This window comes from Clostridium sp. YIM B02506 (assembly GCF_022324845.1).
Lineage (GTDB): Bacteria > Bacillota > Clostridia > Clostridiales > Clostridiaceae > Clostridium_T > Clostridium_T intestinale.
Map to the genome: position 1 here is coordinate 52,025 of NZ_JAKGTG010000006.1, position 18,131 is coordinate 70,155.

The 18,131-nt window shown below is 31.0% G+C and carries 13 protein-coding genes; 2 read left to right on the forward strand and 11 right to left on the reverse strand.

All coding sequences use genetic code 11. From position 1 onward, the window contains the following. Window positions 1-93: 93 nt before the first annotated feature. From L1S49_RS06835 to L1S49_RS06885, 11 genes are all read right to left on the reverse strand, one after another. Complete coding sequence (locus L1S49_RS06835) at window positions 94-1,578, reverse strand: leucyl aminopeptidase (RefSeq protein ID WP_238903232.1); 1,485 nt, start codon at window positions 1,576-1,578, stop codon at window positions 94-96. Window positions 1,579-1,745: 167 nt separating this feature from the next. Then, window positions 1,746-2,531, reverse strand: coding sequence for an ATP-binding cassette domain-containing protein (locus tag L1S49_RS06840; protein WP_238903233.1), 786 nt, complete (start codon window positions 2,529-2,531; stop codon window positions 1,746-1,748). After that, entirely contained in the window at window positions 2,524-3,501 is a 978-nt protein-coding gene (locus L1S49_RS06845; protein WP_073020487.1) for an ABC transporter ATP-binding protein, read from the reverse strand. The genes L1S49_RS06840 and L1S49_RS06845 overlap by 8 nt, the downstream gene beginning before the upstream one ends. A 14-nt stretch (window positions 3,502-3,515) precedes the next feature. Continuing rightward, the gene (locus tag L1S49_RS06850; RefSeq protein ID WP_238903234.1) at window positions 3,516-5,729 is read right to left on the reverse strand and encodes an ABC transporter permease subunit; all 2,214 of its coding nucleotides are present in this window, start codon (window positions 5,727-5,729) and stop codon (window positions 3,516-3,518) included. Continuing rightward, window positions 5,716-8,028 carry an ABC transporter permease subunit gene (locus L1S49_RS06855; RefSeq protein ID WP_238903235.1) on the reverse strand — a complete coding sequence of 771 codons (2,313 nt, stop codon included), beginning with the start codon at window positions 8,026-8,028 and terminating at the stop codon, window positions 5,716-5,718. Before L1S49_RS06855 ends, L1S49_RS06850 begins: the two co-directional genes overlap by 14 nt. Window positions 8,029-8,049: 21 nt before the next feature. Continuing rightward, the gene (gene nrdG, locus L1S49_RS06860) at window positions 8,050-8,559 is read right to left on the reverse strand and encodes an anaerobic ribonucleoside-triphosphate reductase activating protein (protein WP_238903236.1); all 510 of its coding nucleotides are present in this window, start codon (window positions 8,557-8,559) and stop codon (window positions 8,050-8,052) included. Between the two features lie 104 nt (window positions 8,560-8,663). Then, on the reverse strand, window positions 8,664-9,155 hold the full coding sequence (locus L1S49_RS06865) for a hypothetical protein (protein WP_238903237.1): 492 nt from the start codon (window positions 9,153-9,155) through the stop codon (window positions 8,664-8,666). 106 nt (window positions 9,156-9,261) lie between these two features. Continuing rightward, window positions 9,262-10,470 (reverse strand): NADP-dependent isocitrate dehydrogenase, encoded by a 1,209-nt coding sequence (locus L1S49_RS06870; protein ID WP_238903238.1) that lies wholly within the window; start codon window positions 10,468-10,470, stop codon window positions 9,262-9,264. Window positions 10,471-10,487: 17 nt separating this feature from the next. Beyond that, window positions 10,488-12,410 (reverse strand): aconitate hydratase, encoded by a 1,923-nt coding sequence (locus tag L1S49_RS06875; RefSeq protein ID WP_238903239.1) that lies wholly within the window; start codon window positions 12,408-12,410, stop codon window positions 10,488-10,490. A gap of 22 nt (window positions 12,411-12,432) precedes the next feature. Beyond that, a complete protein-coding gene (gene nifV / locus L1S49_RS06880; protein ID WP_238903240.1) occupies window positions 12,433-13,584 on the reverse strand; it encodes a homocitrate synthase in 1,152 nt (383 codons plus the stop codon). Window positions 13,585-13,944: 360 nt separating this feature from the next. Further along, window positions 13,945-16,062 carry an anaerobic ribonucleoside triphosphate reductase gene (locus L1S49_RS06885; protein ID WP_238903241.1) on the reverse strand — a complete coding sequence of 706 codons (2,118 nt, stop codon included), beginning with the start codon at window positions 16,060-16,062 and terminating at the stop codon, window positions 13,945-13,947. Between the two features lie 341 nt (window positions 16,063-16,403). On the opposite strand from L1S49_RS06885, the gene L1S49_RS06890 reads away from it, so the two are divergent. Both L1S49_RS06890 and L1S49_RS06895 read left to right on the forward strand, forming a co-directional pair. Beyond that, window positions 16,404-17,402, forward strand: coding sequence for a DUF3048 domain-containing protein (locus L1S49_RS06890; RefSeq protein WP_238903242.1), 999 nt, complete (start codon window positions 16,404-16,406; stop codon window positions 17,400-17,402). 275 nt (window positions 17,403-17,677) lie between these two features. Continuing rightward, window positions 17,678-18,130, forward strand: coding sequence for a PadR family transcriptional regulator (locus L1S49_RS06895; protein ID WP_238903243.1), 453 nt, complete (start codon window positions 17,678-17,680; stop codon window positions 18,128-18,130). Window position 18,131 lies beyond the last annotated feature (1 nt).

Consider the following 18,131-nt stretch of genomic DNA (forward strand, 5'->3'; position numbering starts at 1 on the left):
AACTACCTCCTCTCTTTTTTCCACATTCATTATAACAGTTAATAACTAAAAAGAACATGGCAACTACAAAAAAGCTACCATGTTTATAAAAAATTATTTTTTCTCTGTACTTCTTCTTTTGATTAATTCATATATCGTTCTTACTGGCTCTCCTGTACCACCTTTTGGAGAATATTCTCTAGGTGAATCACACCATGCTGTTCCAGCTATATCCATGTGTAACCACGGTTTATCTTCTACAAATTCGCCTATAAATAATCCTGCTGTTATAGTACCAGCCATTCTTCCGCCAGTGTTCTTTAAATCAGCTATATCTGACTTTATAAGCTTCTTATATTCTGGGAAGCTTGGTAAGTTCCATACTCTTTCCCCAGTGTATTTAGATGCCTCTTCTAACTCTTTATAAAACTCTTGATTGTTAGTGATTACAGCTGTAGTTGTTCCACCTAATGCTACTAAAGCAGCTCCAGTTAAAGTTGCTAAATCTATAACTTCTTTAGCTTTTTCTTCTCTTATAATATAAGTTACTGCATCAGCTAAAGTTAATCTTCCTTCTGCATCTGTGTTTAATACCTCAATTTTCTTTCCAGCCATAGAACCTATTATTTCTCCTGGTTTATATGCATCTCCAGATATTAAGTTTTCGCAGGCTGCAACTACTCCGACTACATTTATTTTAAGCTTACTTTTTGAGATAGCAGCTAAAGCTCCTATAACAGCGGCTGAACCACCCATATCTGATTTCATAGTTACCATACCATCATTAGGTTTAATAGAGTATCCGCCTGAATCATAAGTTAGTCCCTTACCTACAAGTCCGAAGATATTATCCTTATCCTCTTTGTTTCCAAAGTATCTCATAACTATTAATCTAGGTTTATTTACTGATGCTTTAGCAACTTGTAAAAAAGCTTCCATGCCTAAAGCTCTTATTTCTTTTTCTTCTTTAACCTCAACCTCAAATCCATACTTTTCTCCAACCTCTTTAGCAGCCTTTGCTAAAGTTTCAGGATATATAACATTTGATGGTTCATTAACTAAATCTCTAGCGATAATAGTAGCTTCAACTAAAAGCGACCCTTCTTCTAAAGCTTCTTTAATCTGACTTGAATTTTCTTCATTTATTAAAGAGCCTCCTATAGAAAATGTTAAACATTCAGTTTTGCTGTCACTTTTATATTTATCAAAAGAGTAACAACCTAATCCTAAACCCTCTACTAGTGCTCTAGTAGTATCATATGGACTGATTTCCTCATTTAGTGGCAATCTTACAAATATCTTTTTGCATTTTAATTCCTTTGCCTTTTTAACCCCACTAGCTAAAGCTACTCTTACAACTTCTTCATTTAGCTCTTTTTCTTTTCCTAGCCCCACAATAACAACATCTTGAAGACTGCTATTTGTTTTTCTAATAAAACTGAAAATCTCGCCTTTAGCACCTTTAAATTGACCTTTAGATTTCATACTTTGTATATAATTATTAGTTTCTTCATGATGTACCTCTGCCTTTTCTTCAAAAAGCGGTATTATAACTAAATCTGCTTCTTGGCAGGTAAATCCTTTTAATGTTATGTTCATTTTATCACCTCGTTATTTTTAATACTTCTATAATTTTCCCCAATTAATACTTACAATATAGCACATTTCTTAATTAAATACTAATTGCTATCCAAATTAAAATAAACAGTTATAAATTTGTATAACTGTTTATTTATAAAGTTATATAATTATAAAAAGTTATAAAGTTATAAAAGTTGAGAACTTACTAAAGATTTTGTATATTCTTCCTTAGGATTATTTAAAATCTTTGAGGTTTCCTCAATTTCCATTAAGCTTCCCTTATACATAACTCCAATTCTATCACATATATGTTTAACAACTTTAAGATCATGAGATATAAATAGATATGTGAGATTCAATTCTTTTCTTAAATCCATTAAAAGATTTAATATTTGACCTTGAATAGAAACATCTAGGGCAGAAACAGGCTCATCACAAACTATGAAGCTTGGCCTTGTTGAGATTGCTCTAGCAATACCTATTCTTTGTCTTTGACCTCCACTTAACTCATGGGGAAGTTTTTTCTTAGTACTTTCAGCCATTTCTACTAAACCTAAAAGTCTTTTAACCTCCTGATCCAATTTGCTGTTATCAACAACTTTATGAAGTTTCAGTGGTTCTTTTAGTAGTTCTTCTATTGTCCTCTTTGGATCCAAAGCTCCTTGATTATGTTGAAAAATTATTTGAAGTTCTTTTCTTAAATTTCTCATCTCATATTCTTTTAGGTCTATTAGATTTTTTTCTTTATAAAATATACTTCCTTCATCAGCTTTTACAAGATTTAGAATTAAAGAAGCTGTAGTAGTTTTTCCACATCCACTTTCTCCTATTAACCCTAAAGCCTCACCTTTTTTAATATTAAAGCTTATATTATCAACAGCTTTAATTACAGTGCTTTTAGAGAAAATATTTTTCTTTACCACATAATGCTTAGAAAGATTTTTAACTTCTATAAGTACATCTTTATTCAAAATCTTCACCAACCTTCTCTAAAACACATCTGAACTTTCTATTCCCTACTATTTTAAAATCTGGTATCTTTTCTAAGCACTTATCATTTCTATACTTACATCTATCATAAAAAGGACATTGATTCTTAAATTCCTCTGGCGATGGAGCTTTACCATCAAGAGAGTATAAGTCTTTATCATTTTTATTTAGTGACTCTACACACTTAATTAATTCCTTAGTATAAGGATGTTTAGGAGATTTTAAAACCTCTTCTGTTTCTCCTTCTTCCATAACCAATCCCCCATACATTATAACCACTTTATTACATGTATATTTAACTACATCAAAATCATGGGTTATTATTATAATAGAGGTATTATTCTTTTTGTGTATATCCTTAAATAAGTCTAATACCTTTTTTTGAAGAGAAGCATCAATAGCTGCTGTAGGTTCATCTGCAATAATTATTTCTGGAGAACATAAGGTACTCATGGCTATAACAACTCTTTGACAAAGACCTCCGCTTAACTGCCATGGATACATATTATAGATAACTTCTCCATTATCAATTCCAACTTTTTTTAACCCCTGGATAATTTTCTCCTTACTAAAACTTTCTCCATGAACTTTTAGCACCTCTTTTAACTGCTTTCCTATACTCTTATAAGGATTTAATGCGCCAGTTGGGTCTTGAAAAACATAAGATATCTTTTTTCCTCTTATATCTCTCATCTCTTTATCATTTAACCCAATAAGTTCTTTATTATTAAACACTATGCTTCCTGAATCTATTCTATAGGTATCATCCTCTATTAACCTTAATATAGTAGAAGCAGTTACTGTCTTTCCACTACCTGATTCTCCTAATATTCCAAGTATTTCTCCTTCATTAAGTTCTATATCTACACCTCTTATTACTTGAAGAAATCCTCCATTATTTCTAAAGGATACCTTTAAATCTTTTATATTAAGTGCTGAATTATTCTCCATATTCTCACCCCCAACTAATAATTTGTTTTCGAAATTGAAGATACTAATACATCTACAAATTTTTTCTCTATAAGATTCTTGTTTGCATTATTCTCTTCACTGCCTAACATTGATATTGTAGGTACTGCCCCCACATAATACATTACCTGCTGAGAATTAGGATTTTTAACAATTTCAGCTACCTTTTTCTTATTGACATATTGATTAATATTAAATCCTTTTTCCTTAAGATTTAATTGGAATTGATGGTTAAATCCCCATGAAGAATACTTAGTTACTGGAACCTGAGCTTCATCAAAGGTTAGTGTATCTCCTTTTACATCCATATTGGTTAAATCAACATTAATATTTGCAAATCCTAAAGATTGAGCTGGTTTTGCTACATACTTCTTTACTCCAGAATATTCTTCTGTTAAATTACCATCCCAAAAGGCAAACATTATACTTCTTCCTTGATTCTCTTTATTATCATATAGTCTTTTAGCAATCTCTAGCATCATGTCTATTTTTTTAGTTGAGGACTCCTTATCAGAAGCTAAATAATTATAACCCATGCTAATAATTATTACCTGCTCAGAAAGATTTTTATTACTTCCTGGAATCATTGCTAAAACATTTTTTCCAGAGCCTTCTAAAGTTTTAGTTTTTATAGATATAGAAACATTACTATCATGTTTTAGCTTTTCTCCTGAATCCTTAGTTAAATATATCACGTTATCTTTACTTTCTTCTCCAGTAATAGAATTCGGTAATTTTTCATTTTTTGATATTACATCTATTACCCCTAATGCCTTTGACTTTTCTTTAATTATGTTTGAAAAATCTGCTATAGTTTCTCTCGAATAAACATCCTCATCTAAAACTAATAGCTTTCCATCAAATATGCTAAAATCTTTTATAGTAAATAAGTCTAGTGCCTCATCTTTATAAACTTTTCCTTCTATTGAAAAGTCTTTATTGGAAATGACAGAAAAATCTTTTCCTAATACAAGACTATCTGAATCTACTTTAAAAGAGTAACTATCTATAACTTTTAACTTATCAATATCATATTTACTTATATACTCTTCACCCACCGGACTTAATCCTATTTCTTGTAGGGAATTTTTAAGATTATTAGCTGTATACTCCGCTTCTTCACTTCCTATAACTACCTGATCCTTAAACTCCCAATCCATAATAGATGAAAGTTGTTTTTTAACCTTTCCAGTTTTATAAGTATTAACTCCAAAATTAAATATACCTACTATTAATATTGCTGCCATAAATGCTGCTATAGGTTTATAAACTTTCTTAGGAATATTTCTTATCCCAACTTTAGAATTTTTTCCTTGAAGTTTTTCCCTAAGACCCTCTCCAAAGAGATTAAATCCAAATATACTTATAAAGAATGTTAATGCTGGTGAAATTACCATCCAAGGGAATTTGGTTATATATGGTAAAGAAGTTGATAGCATGCTTGCCCATTCTGGCTCAAAGCTTATATTTATAGGTACATTTGTATCCTGAAATACTCTTAAATTTCCTACATATATTCCAAAGTAACCAAGCTCCATTATCATTGATAGGGCCAATGCCATTTCCATAAATACTAGGACCATTATCTCTGCTGAAAGATGGGGTAAAACATTTTTCATAGCTATAGCTAAATTGCTTTTACCTATAGCTTTCTCTCCATCTATAAATGATTTTGACAATATTCCTTGTACTCTTTCTCTTATAAGTTCAGCTAACTTACCAAAACCAACAATAGTAAGAACTACTACAAAGGCTAATATTGACTGATTTTTATCTAAAGATTTAAAGAAACTTATATTAAGGACAAAAAGACTTATAATTAATGCCGGTATAGCACTAAATATTAAGCTAAAGAAATTTATTATGGATTTGCATAAGTTATTGCCAAATCCAGCTGCTATTCCTAATGGTATTGCAACTAAAAATCTTCCTAATACTATAAAAAATCCTAATTCTAAAGTTAGTCTTGTTCCATATATTATAAGACTAAGTATGTCCCTTCCAAGCTGATCTGTTCCTAATAGATTTTCTTTAGATGGTGCAAAAGGTGCTCCTTGTAATGATAATCCTACATTTTTTTGTATAGTAGCCCTAACGCCTTCCATTACATAAGGATTGTCACTTGTAAACCATCTTGGAAATATTACTACTACTGCTAAAATTACTATTATAAAACCTCCAAATATAAGAGGTAGATTACGCTTTTTCATTTTGCTTACCTCCAATCATAGCACGTCTTTTAAATGGATTAATTATTATAGACAAACCTTTAAATATAGCAGTTAGAATAAAATAGACAACTCCTATTCCAATTATTAATCCAACGCAAGTCCTAATATCATAATCCTTAAAATAACTAAATAACTGATATACTATTCCTGGATATGAAAATACATACTCAACAATTATTACATTTGATACTATGATATTTAATACTGAAGGTAAAGTCTCAACAACCTTTATAGCTACACTTATTAACAAATGATCCTTTAGAATATTAAAAGTTGATAGACCTTTCGCCCTAGCTGCCATTATATAATCTTTAGTTATTTCTTCCTTTACTGCAATCTGAGCAATTCTCGATATATATGCTGTTGGAATTATTGCTAAAGATATAAATGGAAGTAAAAATTTAGTTATCTCACTACTACCTGAGTGCAGTATGTTGTTCTGACGAAGTATTATAAATAAAAGCTGAACAGATATAGCTATTAAAACATCAGGTAAAGACAACATTGCTATTGGGCCTATAAAACTTATATTTCCTCTTTTTTTGTTTTTAAAAGAACTTATTATCCCTATGGAAGTTCCAACTATAAAAGCTAATATTACCGAACTTAATATTAAACCTATACTTTTTATTATTGAAAAGCTGATGATAAATGCTACAGAAAAACCACTATCTGTTTTTCCTAAACCTTTTTCAAAAAAATTTCTTATATATTCAATAGTATTTTCAAAAGAAAAATATATAGAATGATTTGATATATAGCTCCCATTGTATTTAACCAAATCAAAGCTACTTGGAATATAAACAATAAATGCAGTTATAAATATTATTACCCCTACTAGAGCAGCCCCATTTACTATTTTATCTATAACATTAAATATACTCGAATAATAAATGTTCTCTGCACTTATTCCTAATAACTTGATTGAGGGCTTAGTTTTATATACAGATTTAAATAGGTACATTATTAAAAAAACTATCCCAAATGCTATTATATAGCTTTTTTCTCTGCTTTGAATCATTCCCTGTGACCAATCTTTATATATATCTCTTTGAATATAGTTTAAAAGTACTTGTCCTGCATCTGCGAAGTCTCCTTGCTGAAAAAATTCATAACTACTAACTTGTCCACCTGATCTATCTCCATTTATAAGAACAGCTGGAGTATCTTTTAATAAAAAAGTCTTGCTATCATTATATAATATGTCATTTGTCACATTGGGTCTAATTCCCCTATGCATTGCATAATCTGATAATTTGTTCATTATGAATTGTCCGGCTTTCCCATAAGTTGAGATATTCATTACTCTACTGTTAAGTGAAGCAACATCATCTAAAACAAATACTTCTGTTTCCTTTAATGGATATATTGGATTTTCTACATAATAATTAGAGCCTTTCATTCCTTCATCAAAGCTATTCCAAACAGCAAAAACAATAGTTTTCTCAGGAGTATTATCCTGCATCTTAAGTACTCTTGCATATTCCATTAATAATGCTATCCCTGAATTATCATCAGATATATGAGCTGATATTATACTATATCCAGCACCTTTGCTCTTTCCTTGAATTTTAGAGAGAATATTAGGAGTACTCTCCATCTTAAAAGAAACATCAACTTTTAAGTGAGCATCTAAATTATTTATATAGTTACTACTAAGCTCACTAAATAATCTTTGTGATACTCTATAAATAATAGTAGACTTGGCTTGCTTTAACCTTGTATCCACACTCTCTTTTTTACTTACATCTGGATCTATCATCATTATTGCTTTACATCCATTATTAACAGCATAATCTATATCTTCATCTGTTAGCGCTCTACTACTAAGGATTATGTTATTTTTTAATATATCTTTAGACAATGAAGACATATTATCTTCAAGTAAATATATTTTCCCACTAACATCTCCATTTCCACCAAACCCTAATAAAGATTCCCTAAAATCCTCACCATACACAAAACTTCTAACTACAGAATCATTATTTTTTATATAAAGTGATGGTGTAGAATTATATACTGGAATCATTGTATTAAAATTTTGAACATAAGTCCCTTCCTCACCACCAGGAGAGGTGCCTAACTTTTCAAAATAATTTTCTATATATTTAACCTTATCTTCATTAGTTTCTAATTTTGATAACTCTTCTGTATTTTTAGCTACATTATTTACTTCAAATGCATTATTAAACTTATGTATATTTATTTGAACCAGCACTACCGCAACAATAATTATACATGCAAAAAATCCTGCTAGCCCTCTGCCCCACTTTAACACAATATCTCCTCCTAATTAGTCCTATATTTCTATCTCTATTATCTCACCTATCTTTAAGCTTTTTTTCACATCTATTATCCTTTGATTAGATGACCCTTTAAATCGTAACCCATCTTTCTTATTCTCAAGTTCAAACCTTCCATCTACAAGCACATCTAAACAGTTAATTAAATCTCTCCACCCTTCTCTCCTATCTAAGTGGGCTAATATGTATTCAAATTTATAGCCCGTATAAGACCATATATTTAATCCTAAATCTCTGAATTCCTTAGCCATATATGAAAATTTATCTGCTTGCTCAAAAGGATCTCCCCCTGAGAATGTAATTCCTTTTATCATAGGGTTCTCTTTTACATCTTGTATAAGTTCATCCATATCTCTAAGTTCTCCACCTGTGAAAGGATGAGTATCTGGGTTAAAACACCCCTTACAATTATGTATGCACCCCTGTGAAAAGAATACTCTTCTAATCCCAGGACCATTAACTAATGACTCGTAGGCTATGCCTGATAATCTTATGTTTTTATCCATTTTCTTCACTCCATGCTCTAAATTGTATTATTTAATTTTAGCATAAATTTAAATAGAAAAGAGAATACCCTAGAAATTTTAGTTTTGGCATTCCCTTAATTATCTTAAAGTTTCTTATCTATATGCTTATCTAACTCTACGGTTTGTATATCCTCTTTTTCTACGCCGTCTATGGTGTAATTAAATTTCACTTGAATTTCTTTGGCTTTAGTTATTTTTTCTTTTGTTGATGATAATTTATCGCTAAACAATTCATAATAATCGTCTCCACGTTTTATATAAGTCATCACTACATTTTCTTTTTGGAAACTGAAACCTGAACTCATTAATACTTCAGCATCTCGAGATATCTCTAAAATACAATTATTTATTTCACTTTTTGACGCACTTCTCTTCTCTATTCTAGTATCACTCGTAATATAATACTTATTTTCAAATGTAACTAAGGTAAAGTTCCTAAGTATTAAATCTTCTCCTATTACATCAAAATTATAAGTAACTACCTCATTATTCTTAGCGCCAATATAACTTCCTACAATTATACCAGTAATAAATACTAATATAATTACACATATCAACCTCATTCTTTTACCCACTAAAAATCCCCCTCATAATTATATTCCCCTCTAAAAACAACACTACCAATATTATACTATATTTCAAAACAAAAGAACCTAGATTTCTCTAAGTTCTTCTTAAATATTAAAGCAGCGCTTCTAATCTAGCTCTTACTTCTTTTATAAATTCTTCTGTGTTTACTGTTTTTATGTTTTCTATAGAAGATAATGATGCTAAATCCTTAGTCATTACTCCTTCTTCTATAGTTTTTATTGAGGCTTCCTCAAGTTTATTTGCAAAACTTATTAGCTCTGGAATATTATCAAGTTCTCCTCTTTTTCTTAAAGCTCCGGTCCAAGCGTATAAGGTAGCCATAGAGTTTGTTGATGTTTGTTGTCCTTTTAAGTGGCTGTAGTAATGTCTTTGAACAGTTCCATGAGCTGCTTCATATTCATAATAACCTTCTGGTGATAATAAAACTGAAGTCATCATAGCTAAAGAACCAAAAGCTGTAGCTACCATGTCACTCATAACATCTCCATCATAGTTTTTACAAGCCCAGATAAATCCACCTTCTGATTTCATTACTCTTGCAACTGCATCATCTATTAGTGTATAGAAATATTCTATCCCTGTTTCTTCAAATTTAGCTTTATACTCTGCTTCATAAATCTCCTCAAATATATCTTTAAAAGTATGATCATATTTTTTAGATATAGTGTCTTTACTTGCAAACCATAAATCTTCTTTTCTATCTAAAGCATAGTTAAAGCATGCTCTTGCAAAACTTTCTATAGATTCATTAGTGTTGTGCATTCCTTGAAGAACTCCAGGTCCTTTGAAGGTATGAATTACTTCTTTAGTCACCTTTCCATCTTCAGATGTAAATACTAGTTCAGCTGTTCCTTTTCCTTCTGCCTTTATTTCAACGCTTTTATAAACATCTCCATAAGCATGTCTAGCTATAGTTATAGGTTTTTCCCAAGTTCTTACGAAGGGTTTTATAGAATCAACTATTATAGGACTTCTAAATACTGTTCCATCTAAAATAGCTCTTATAGTTCCATTTGGACTCTTCCACATTTCCTTTAAGTTATATTCCTTAACTCTAGCTGCATTAGGAGTTATTGTTGCACATTTAACTCCTACGCCATGTTTTTTTATAGCTTCAGCAGCATCTACTGTTACCTTATCATCAGTTTCATTTCTATATTCTAAACCTAAATCATAGTATTCTGTCTTTAAATCTATAAATGGAAGTAAAAGTTCATCCTTTATCATCTTCCATATGATTCTTGTCATTTCATCTCCATCCATCTCAACTAATGGAGTTATCATAGCTATCTTTGTCATTAATTTATCCCCCACTTCTATGAACTCATTTTTACGTAGTTAAGTCTTCCGCCTGCTTCAATTACTTCTATTTCCTTTGGAGTTAACTCTACATTAACTTTAAAGCTATAATCTCCAGTTTTATTAGTGATCTCTAGTACTCCGGATTTTAATCCTTCTTTAACATTTTGTATAACAAATTCATCAAAGTGGTTTATTTTATCATAATCCTCTTCATTAATAAAAGTCATAGGAACTATTCCGTTATTTATTAAGTTAGCTTTATGAATTCTAGCAAAACTCTTAACTAAAACTCCTTTTACCCCTAGATAAAGTGGCGCTAACGCAGCATGTTCTCTAGAAGAACCTTGACCATAGTTACTTCCACCTACTATAAATCCACCATTGTTTTCTTTCGCATATTTAGGGAAGTTTTCATCTACTGTATTAAAGCAGTAGTCTGCTAAATATGGAATATTAGATCTATATGGAAGCAGTTTAGAGTTTGATGGCATAATATGATCAGTTGTGATATTATCTTCAACCTTTAATATAGCCTTTCCTTCTAAAGCTTCTCCTAGTGGTTTATTAACTGGGAATGGTTTAATATTAGGTCCTCTTAAAATCTCAACCTTACTTCCATCCTCTGCTGGTGGTATTATCATGCTGTCATCTATTAAAAATCTTTCTGGTAATTCTACATTTATATCTACATCATAAGTTGAAGGATCTGTTAAATATCCTTCTATAGCTGATACAGCAGCTGTTTCAGGTGATACTAGATATACTTTTGCTGTTAAGGTTCCACTTCTTCCATAGAAGTTTCTGTTAAAGGTTCTTAAAGAAACCCCATTAGTTCCTGGCGCTTGCCCCATACCTATACATGGTCCACAAGAATTTTCAAGAATTCTAGCTCCTGCACTTATTATATCTCCTAAAGCACCATTTCTAGCAAGCATCTCCATAACTTGTCTTGAACCTGGAGCTATTACTAAACTGACTTCTGGATGAACTTTTTTACCCTTAAGAATCTTAGCTACTTTCATTAAATCTTCATAAGAAGAGTTTGTACAGCTTCCTATAGCTACTTGGTCTACTTTTATTTTCCCTATAGTTTCAACTTCTTCAACATTATCTGGTGAATGAGGTTTAGCTGCAAGTGGCTTAAGTTCATCTAAATTAATAGTTACTTCTTCATCATAAACTGCATCCTCGTCTGGTTTAAATTCTATCCAATCTTCTTCTCTTCCTTGAGCTTTGAAATACTCTAAAGTTCTCTCATCACTTGGGAATATAGAGGTTGTTGCTCCAAGTTCAGCTCCCATATTAGTTATAGTTGCTCTTTCTGGAACAGATAAGTTTTTAACGCCTTCTCCAGCATATTCAAATACTCTTCCAACTCCACCTTTTACAGTAAGTTTTCTAAGTACTTCTAATATGATATCTTTAGCTGCAACCATTGGGTTTCTCTTTCCTACTAAATTTATCTTACATACTTTAGGAGTGTTTATATAATAAGCTCCGCCACCCATAGCTAAAGCTACATCTAATCCACCAGCCCCCATAGCAAGCATCCCTACTCCACCTGCTGTTGGTGTATGAGAATCTGAACCTGTTAGAGTTTCTCCTGGTGTTGAAAATCTCTCTAAAAATACTTGATGACATATACCATTACCAGGTTTTGAGAAATGAACTCCATATTTTGAAGCTACTGTTTGTATAAATGCATGATCATCTGCATTTTCAAAACCTTGTTGAAGCATATTATGATCTATAAAAGCAACGCTTCTTTTAGTTTTTACCTTATCAATACCCATAGCTTCTAATTGAAGATATGCCATAGTTCCTGTTGAGTCTTGAGTTAATGTTTGATCTATTTTAAGACCTATCGGTTCACCTACTACTAAATTTCCTTCTACTAAATGAGATTTTAGGATTTTATAAACTAAATTGTCCCCCATTTTAATTCCTCCTTGCTTATTGCTATTTTACGACTTTTTTGTATTCTCTATAAAGCTGAACTAACTCCTTATCAAAAAGACTTCTCTTAAGATTAACAGAAGTTTCTCTTACCTTTTCTAAAAGCCAATCAGCAGCTTTATTGTCAAGCTCTTCACCATACTCTTCAAACTTCTTTAATATACTAGCTCTACCTGAATGTTTACCTATTACTAATTGTCTTGCAAGACCTACTTCATCTGGTGAAAAAGCTTCATAGTTCTTAGGATTCTTTATCGCTCCATCTGCATGTATTCCTGATTCATGAGCAAACATATTAGTACCAACTATAGCCTTCCATGATGGAAGTTCTCTTCCTGAAGCTCTTGATACATACTCTGAAAGCTCTCTAAATCTCTTAGTATCTACATCTAATTCATATCCATAAACATGTTTAAGTGCCATAAATACTTCTTCTAATGCAGCATTACCAGCCCTTTCCCCAAGTCCATTAACAGTAACCCCTACATGAGTAGCGCCTCCAAGAATTCCTGCAATAGCATTAGCAGTTGCCATACCAAAGTCATTGTGAGTATGCATTTCTATATCAAAGTTTGTAGTTTCTCTTAAGTCTTTTATTACATTATTTATTTTAAATGGCTCCATTATTCCTACAGTATCACAATATCTAAATCTATCTGCTCCCGCCTTTTTAGCCTCAGTTATAAATTGAACCAAAAAGTCTCTGTCAGCTCTTGAAGCATCTTCTCCATTTACGGATACATATACACCATTTTTCTTTGCATATTCTACAGATTTAAGCATACTTTCTAAAACCCATTCTCTAGAGGTTTTAAGCTTATGCTCAATATGAATATCAGAAACGGAGATAGAAATTGCTACTGCATCAGCTCCACAATCAATAGATTGCTCTATATCTGATACAACAGCTCTATTCCAAGCCATAATAGAAGCTTTTAAGCCTCTTTGTGCTATTTTCTTTATGGCAGCTTTTTCATCTCCACCCATAGTAGGAATTCCTACTTCTAACTGATCTACTCCGATTTCATCTAATAAATCGGCAATAGCTATCTTTTCATGATTAGAAAAAACCACTCCTGCTGTTTGCTCTCCATCACGTAATGTAGTGTCAACAACAATAATCTCTTTTCCTGTCCTTGGATCTTTAATAGGCATTTTAATCCCCCTCTTTTAAATAATTACTAAACCCCAAATTTGTAAATAATGTAATTTCCAGTTTTCCAAATGCAATAAATATACTTTTTCTTTCATTATATTCAATTCTATCATAACTAATAATCAATAACAAGATTTTTTATTTTCGCCCCAAAGCCTTTGTTTTCAACGTTTTCAAGCATTGTTTATAGTTTTTTAATAATAAACAACTTCATTTTTTTTGCAAGTTTTCATTTATTTCTTTCAGCCATTAGAATTTTTATGTGCACGAATTTTAATTTTTTTATAATAATATACTTAACTTATTATAATAACAAAAGGCTAAATCTACATAAATGTACATTTAGCCTTTTAAATCCACTATACTCGATGATAGTTCTTGTTATGTTTTTCTGTATGGGTTATTCTGTCTTCTCTTTCATCATATTTTCCAGGACCAAATCTTTCATCTAGGCTCAAGTAACCTGTAACTCTAGATACTCCTTGAATATCAGTTGAACCACATTTAGTACATGCTCCCTCATTACTATGAAGATAAGTTCCACAGCTCTTACAATATCTTATATGAAAGTTAATTCCTAGATAACTTATATTAGTGTTTTTATAAGCATAATCAAGTATATCCATAATAGCTTCTCCAGTCGGACAATCATCAACTTCAAGATAACTTATATGTCCCCCATTACAAAGCTTATGGTATGGAGCTTCTATATCTATTTTAGATTTTATAGAAATAGGATGATAAACAGGTACATGATAACTGTTAGTATAATAATCCTTATCTGTAACACCCTTTATCTTACCAAATACTTTTTGATCTTGTTTTATAAATTTACCACTTAGTCCCTCAGCAGGTGTTGCATAAGCACTCCAGTTTAATTTATATTCTTCACAATATCTATCTACAGTTTCTCTTAAGTGAGTTATTATTTTAACTCCAAGCTCTCTAGCTTCTTCACTTTCTCCATGATGTTTCCCTGTTAATGCTATAAGTGTTTCAGCTAAACCTATAAATCCAATTCCCCAAGTTCCTTGTTTTAGTATAGGTTCTATAGAATCATCTGGTGCTAATCCTTCTGCACCTTTCATTAGGTTTTGACCAGCTACAAAAGGTAGATCTTTAACCTTTAGGTGTTTTAATACATTATATCTATGAAGAAGAGATTCCTTAGCTAACTCCATACGTGCATCGAATATTTCAAAGAATTTATCTACATCACCTTTAGCAAGAATTCCTATTCTAGGAAGATTAATTGTAGTAGGTGCTATATTTCCTCTTCCTTTACAACCTGGTTCTCCATTTACATTCTTCATTAGATAAGTTCTACATCCCATAGTAGCAGGCATATGTCCTTTATCATAATATTCTTTATTAAAGTCTGCATCTATATTCATAAAAGTAGGATTCATTCTCTTAGCTGCAACTCTACAAGCTACTTCATATAAATAGTGATAAGGATCATTTTTCTCCCTATTTACGCCTTCTTTAACTCTAAATATTATATTAGGGAATATAGGTTGTTCTCCCTTACCTAATCCTTTTTCATATTCTAATAAGAAGATTTCACAAACTAATGCTGCATCATGATTAACAGGTATTCCTAAGTTTATTGATGAGAAAGGTACTTGTGAACCAGCTCTTGAATGCATTGTATTTAAGTTATATACAACACCTTGCATAGCTTGATGTACTCTTTCCTTAAGTTTCTCCTCAGTAACCTCTGCTAACTTATCCCCTTCTAAACCATATCCCATCAGCTCTTCTTTAATTTCTTGTCTTGTAGGGTCGACAAAAATAGACATATCGTTATCAAAGTCTGGATGTGATTGGCCTCCAAACATATCATTTTGAGTTGATTGTAATAATATACATGAAAGTTCTGCAGCTGTCTCTATTCTTCTTGGTTTATTAATAGTTCCATACCCAGTGTTGAAACCATTTTCAAGCATTTCCCTTGTAGGAATATGAAGACAGTTTGTAGTTAAATTATATGAATCTAAATCATGATAATAAACATCTCCATTTTCATGAGCCTTAGCTAAATGCTTAGGCATGTTTGAAAGATTATGCCACTTGTTAGATTCTGAAGCAATCCTAAGAAGCTTAGAGGAAAAGTTATTACCAACATTAGCATTATCTCTATCAGTTTCTATTCCTATTCTTTTTATAGCATTCATTAAATCTGATTTTATTTCTCTAACTTTAGTTCTTTCATTTCTATAAGTTGAATAAATACTTGCTATATCTTGAAGTCCACTATCCTTTAGTGCTCTTTCCACAAGATTTTGTATTTCTTCAACAGTTACCTTTTCTTGTTGTGACATTTCTATGTAAGTTATAACCTTTTGAATAAGATCTATAACTTGACCTTCCCTTAATGGGCTTCCTAGTTCTTCAGCCGCTCTCTTAATCGCATTAGATATCTTCTCAGTATTGAATTTCACTTCTCTACCGTCTCTTTTCACAACATCTAGCATTCTTTATACCCCCGTTACACTATATCTTGTACCTGGTTTATTATATATTAGGAAAAATTTATTTACAATTTTAAAATTTACCCTTTTTAGGTTATAGCATTTACTATATTCTATTTACTCTCTTTTTTAAGTTTTTTTATAGTTTTTCACACATTGACATTTTAAAATTATGAGAGTAAATGCTAGCAAAATATGAAACATTTTTCTTTTATACCACACTACACATACTCGAAAAGTATCCTATAAAATTAAAATCCCCACTCTACCTATGCATAAATAAATATAATTACAATATTATTGTAATATAGATTATGTAAATGCATTGTTATAAGGAGAGTACTATGATTAAAAAATTGTTACCACTAATATTAATAGTCATTATTCCACTTACAGCGTGTTCCAATTCATCACCTAAAAAAGTTGAAGAAGAAAATACTTCTACTGACCCTGTAGTTGCTGAGCAAAAATACTACTCTCCATATACAGGTGAAGAAGTATCAGAACAAGTTTTAAATAATAAACCCTATATGGTTATCGTAGAAAATTCATCTTCCTCAAGACCCCAAAGTGGATTAAGTGGCGCTGATATAATATACGAAACCATGGCAGAAGGGGGAATCCCTAGATTCATAGCCCTATTCCATAAAAATTCTGTCGAAAAAATAGGACCAGTAAGAAGTGCACGACCTTATTTTATTTCTATTGCAAAAGATATTAATCTCCCATTTGCTCATTGTGGAGGAAGTCAAGAAGCACTAGATACCATAGCTAAAGACTCCACCTATATGAGCATAAACGAAATGGCTCAAGGCTCTTATTTCAGTAGAGACAACAAGAGAAAAGCACCTCACAATTTATATACCTCCTCAGAAAAACTCTTAAAATATATAAACGATAAAAAATTATCCTACACTCCAAATAATAGTCTTGTTTTTAGCAACGAATATTGGGATAACTCCCTTTTAGACCCACTTGATAGGATAATTTTGAAATTAAATAAATACTATTCCACATCTTATGTTTTTAAAGATGGCTACTATGTAAAATCAATGGATGGAACAGAAGCTATAGATACAAATACAAATCAAGCTTTAAAATTTACTAATATAGTGATACAAAAAACTAATATAGTAACTAGGGAAGATGGTCGCTTAAATATAAAATTAGATGGCTCAGGTGAAGCTTATGTACTTTCTAAAGGAAAAATAGTAAAGGGTACTTGGAGGAAAGATTCTTCTAAAACTATGCTTTTAGATTCAAACAATACAGAAATTCCTCTTTCAAAAGGTAATACTATATGGCATATAATTTCTAACGATGTCACTATCCCAATTGAATAATTTTTTATCATAAACTCCTTAATTATTAGGAGTTTATTTAGTTTACTATAAAAAATTCCACAATTTTTAACAATTATTAATCCAGAATTTATGAATAACTTTTACATTTATAAGAGCTTATAAATATAAAGATTTTCTATATAGGTTAGACATTTCCCTAGAATATCTATATAATATTATTAAAAAAGAATTGCAGAAAACGTATCTTACATATATAAAACTTTCAACTATCAGACCTTGTCTTATAGGAATAACTTTGGAAAAGGAATAATTTAATGAAAAATTCAAGCTTTAATACTAAAGAAGATATTAGAGCAGAAGAAAAACGGCTCTATAATGAGTATAAACAAAAGCTAGCTGAATTAAAAAAAGTGCATAAAGAAAATAATGCTGTTGGGCAAGTTTTTACTAAAGGCCTTTTACCTATCTATGTACTATACATCTTAAGCGAATCTCCTTCTAACGGAAATGATATATCTCATAAGATTGGTGACAAAACAAAAGGTTTATGGGTTCCATCAACCGGAGGAATATATCCAATATTAAAAAAGTTCGAAAAAGAAGGTCTTATAGAGGGTAAATGGGATGATCCAAAAAAGAAATTTCAAAAGATATATACCCTTACCCCTTTAGGCGAGTCAGAGTTTTTAGAAAGAAAAGAATTGCTTAAGCCCAAAATTCAAGAAGCTTTAAAAGTATTTAAAATAATTTACTCAGATTTATATTAAA

Coding starts and splice junctions, on each gene's coding strand:
- L1S49_RS06835 (WP_238903232.1), bottom strand. CDS start 1,578: ATGAACATAACATTAAAAGGATTTACCTGCCAAGAAGCAGATTTAGTT.
- L1S49_RS06845 (WP_073020487.1), bottom strand. CDS start 3,501: ATGGAGAATAATTCAGCACTTAATATAAAAGATTTAAAGGTATCCTTT.
- L1S49_RS06850 (WP_238903234.1), bottom strand. CDS start 5,729: ATGAAAAAGCGTAATCTACCTCTTATATTTGGAGGTTTTATAATAGTA.
- nrdG (WP_238903236.1), bottom strand. CDS start 8,559: ATGGATAAAAACATAAGATTATCAGGCATAGCCTACGAGTCATTAGTT.
- L1S49_RS06870 (WP_238903238.1), bottom strand. CDS start 10,470: ATGACAAAGATAGCTATGATAACTCCATTAGTTGAGATGGATGGAGAT.
- L1S49_RS06875 (WP_238903239.1), bottom strand. CDS start 12,410: ATGGGGGACAATTTAGTTTATAAAATCCTAAAATCTCATTTAGTAGAA.
- nifV (WP_238903240.1), bottom strand. CDS start 13,584: ATGCCTATTAAAGATCCAAGGACAGGAAAAGAGATTATTGTTGTTGAC.
- L1S49_RS06885 (WP_238903241.1), bottom strand. CDS start 16,062: ATGCTAGATGTTGTGAAAAGAGACGGTAGAGAAGTGAAATTCAATACT.
- L1S49_RS06890 (WP_238903242.1), top strand. CDS start 16,404: ATGATTAAAAAATTGTTACCACTAATATTAATAGTCATTATTCCACTT.
- L1S49_RS06895 (WP_238903243.1), top strand. CDS start 17,678: ATGAAAAATTCAAGCTTTAATACTAAAGAAGATATTAGAGCAGAAGAA.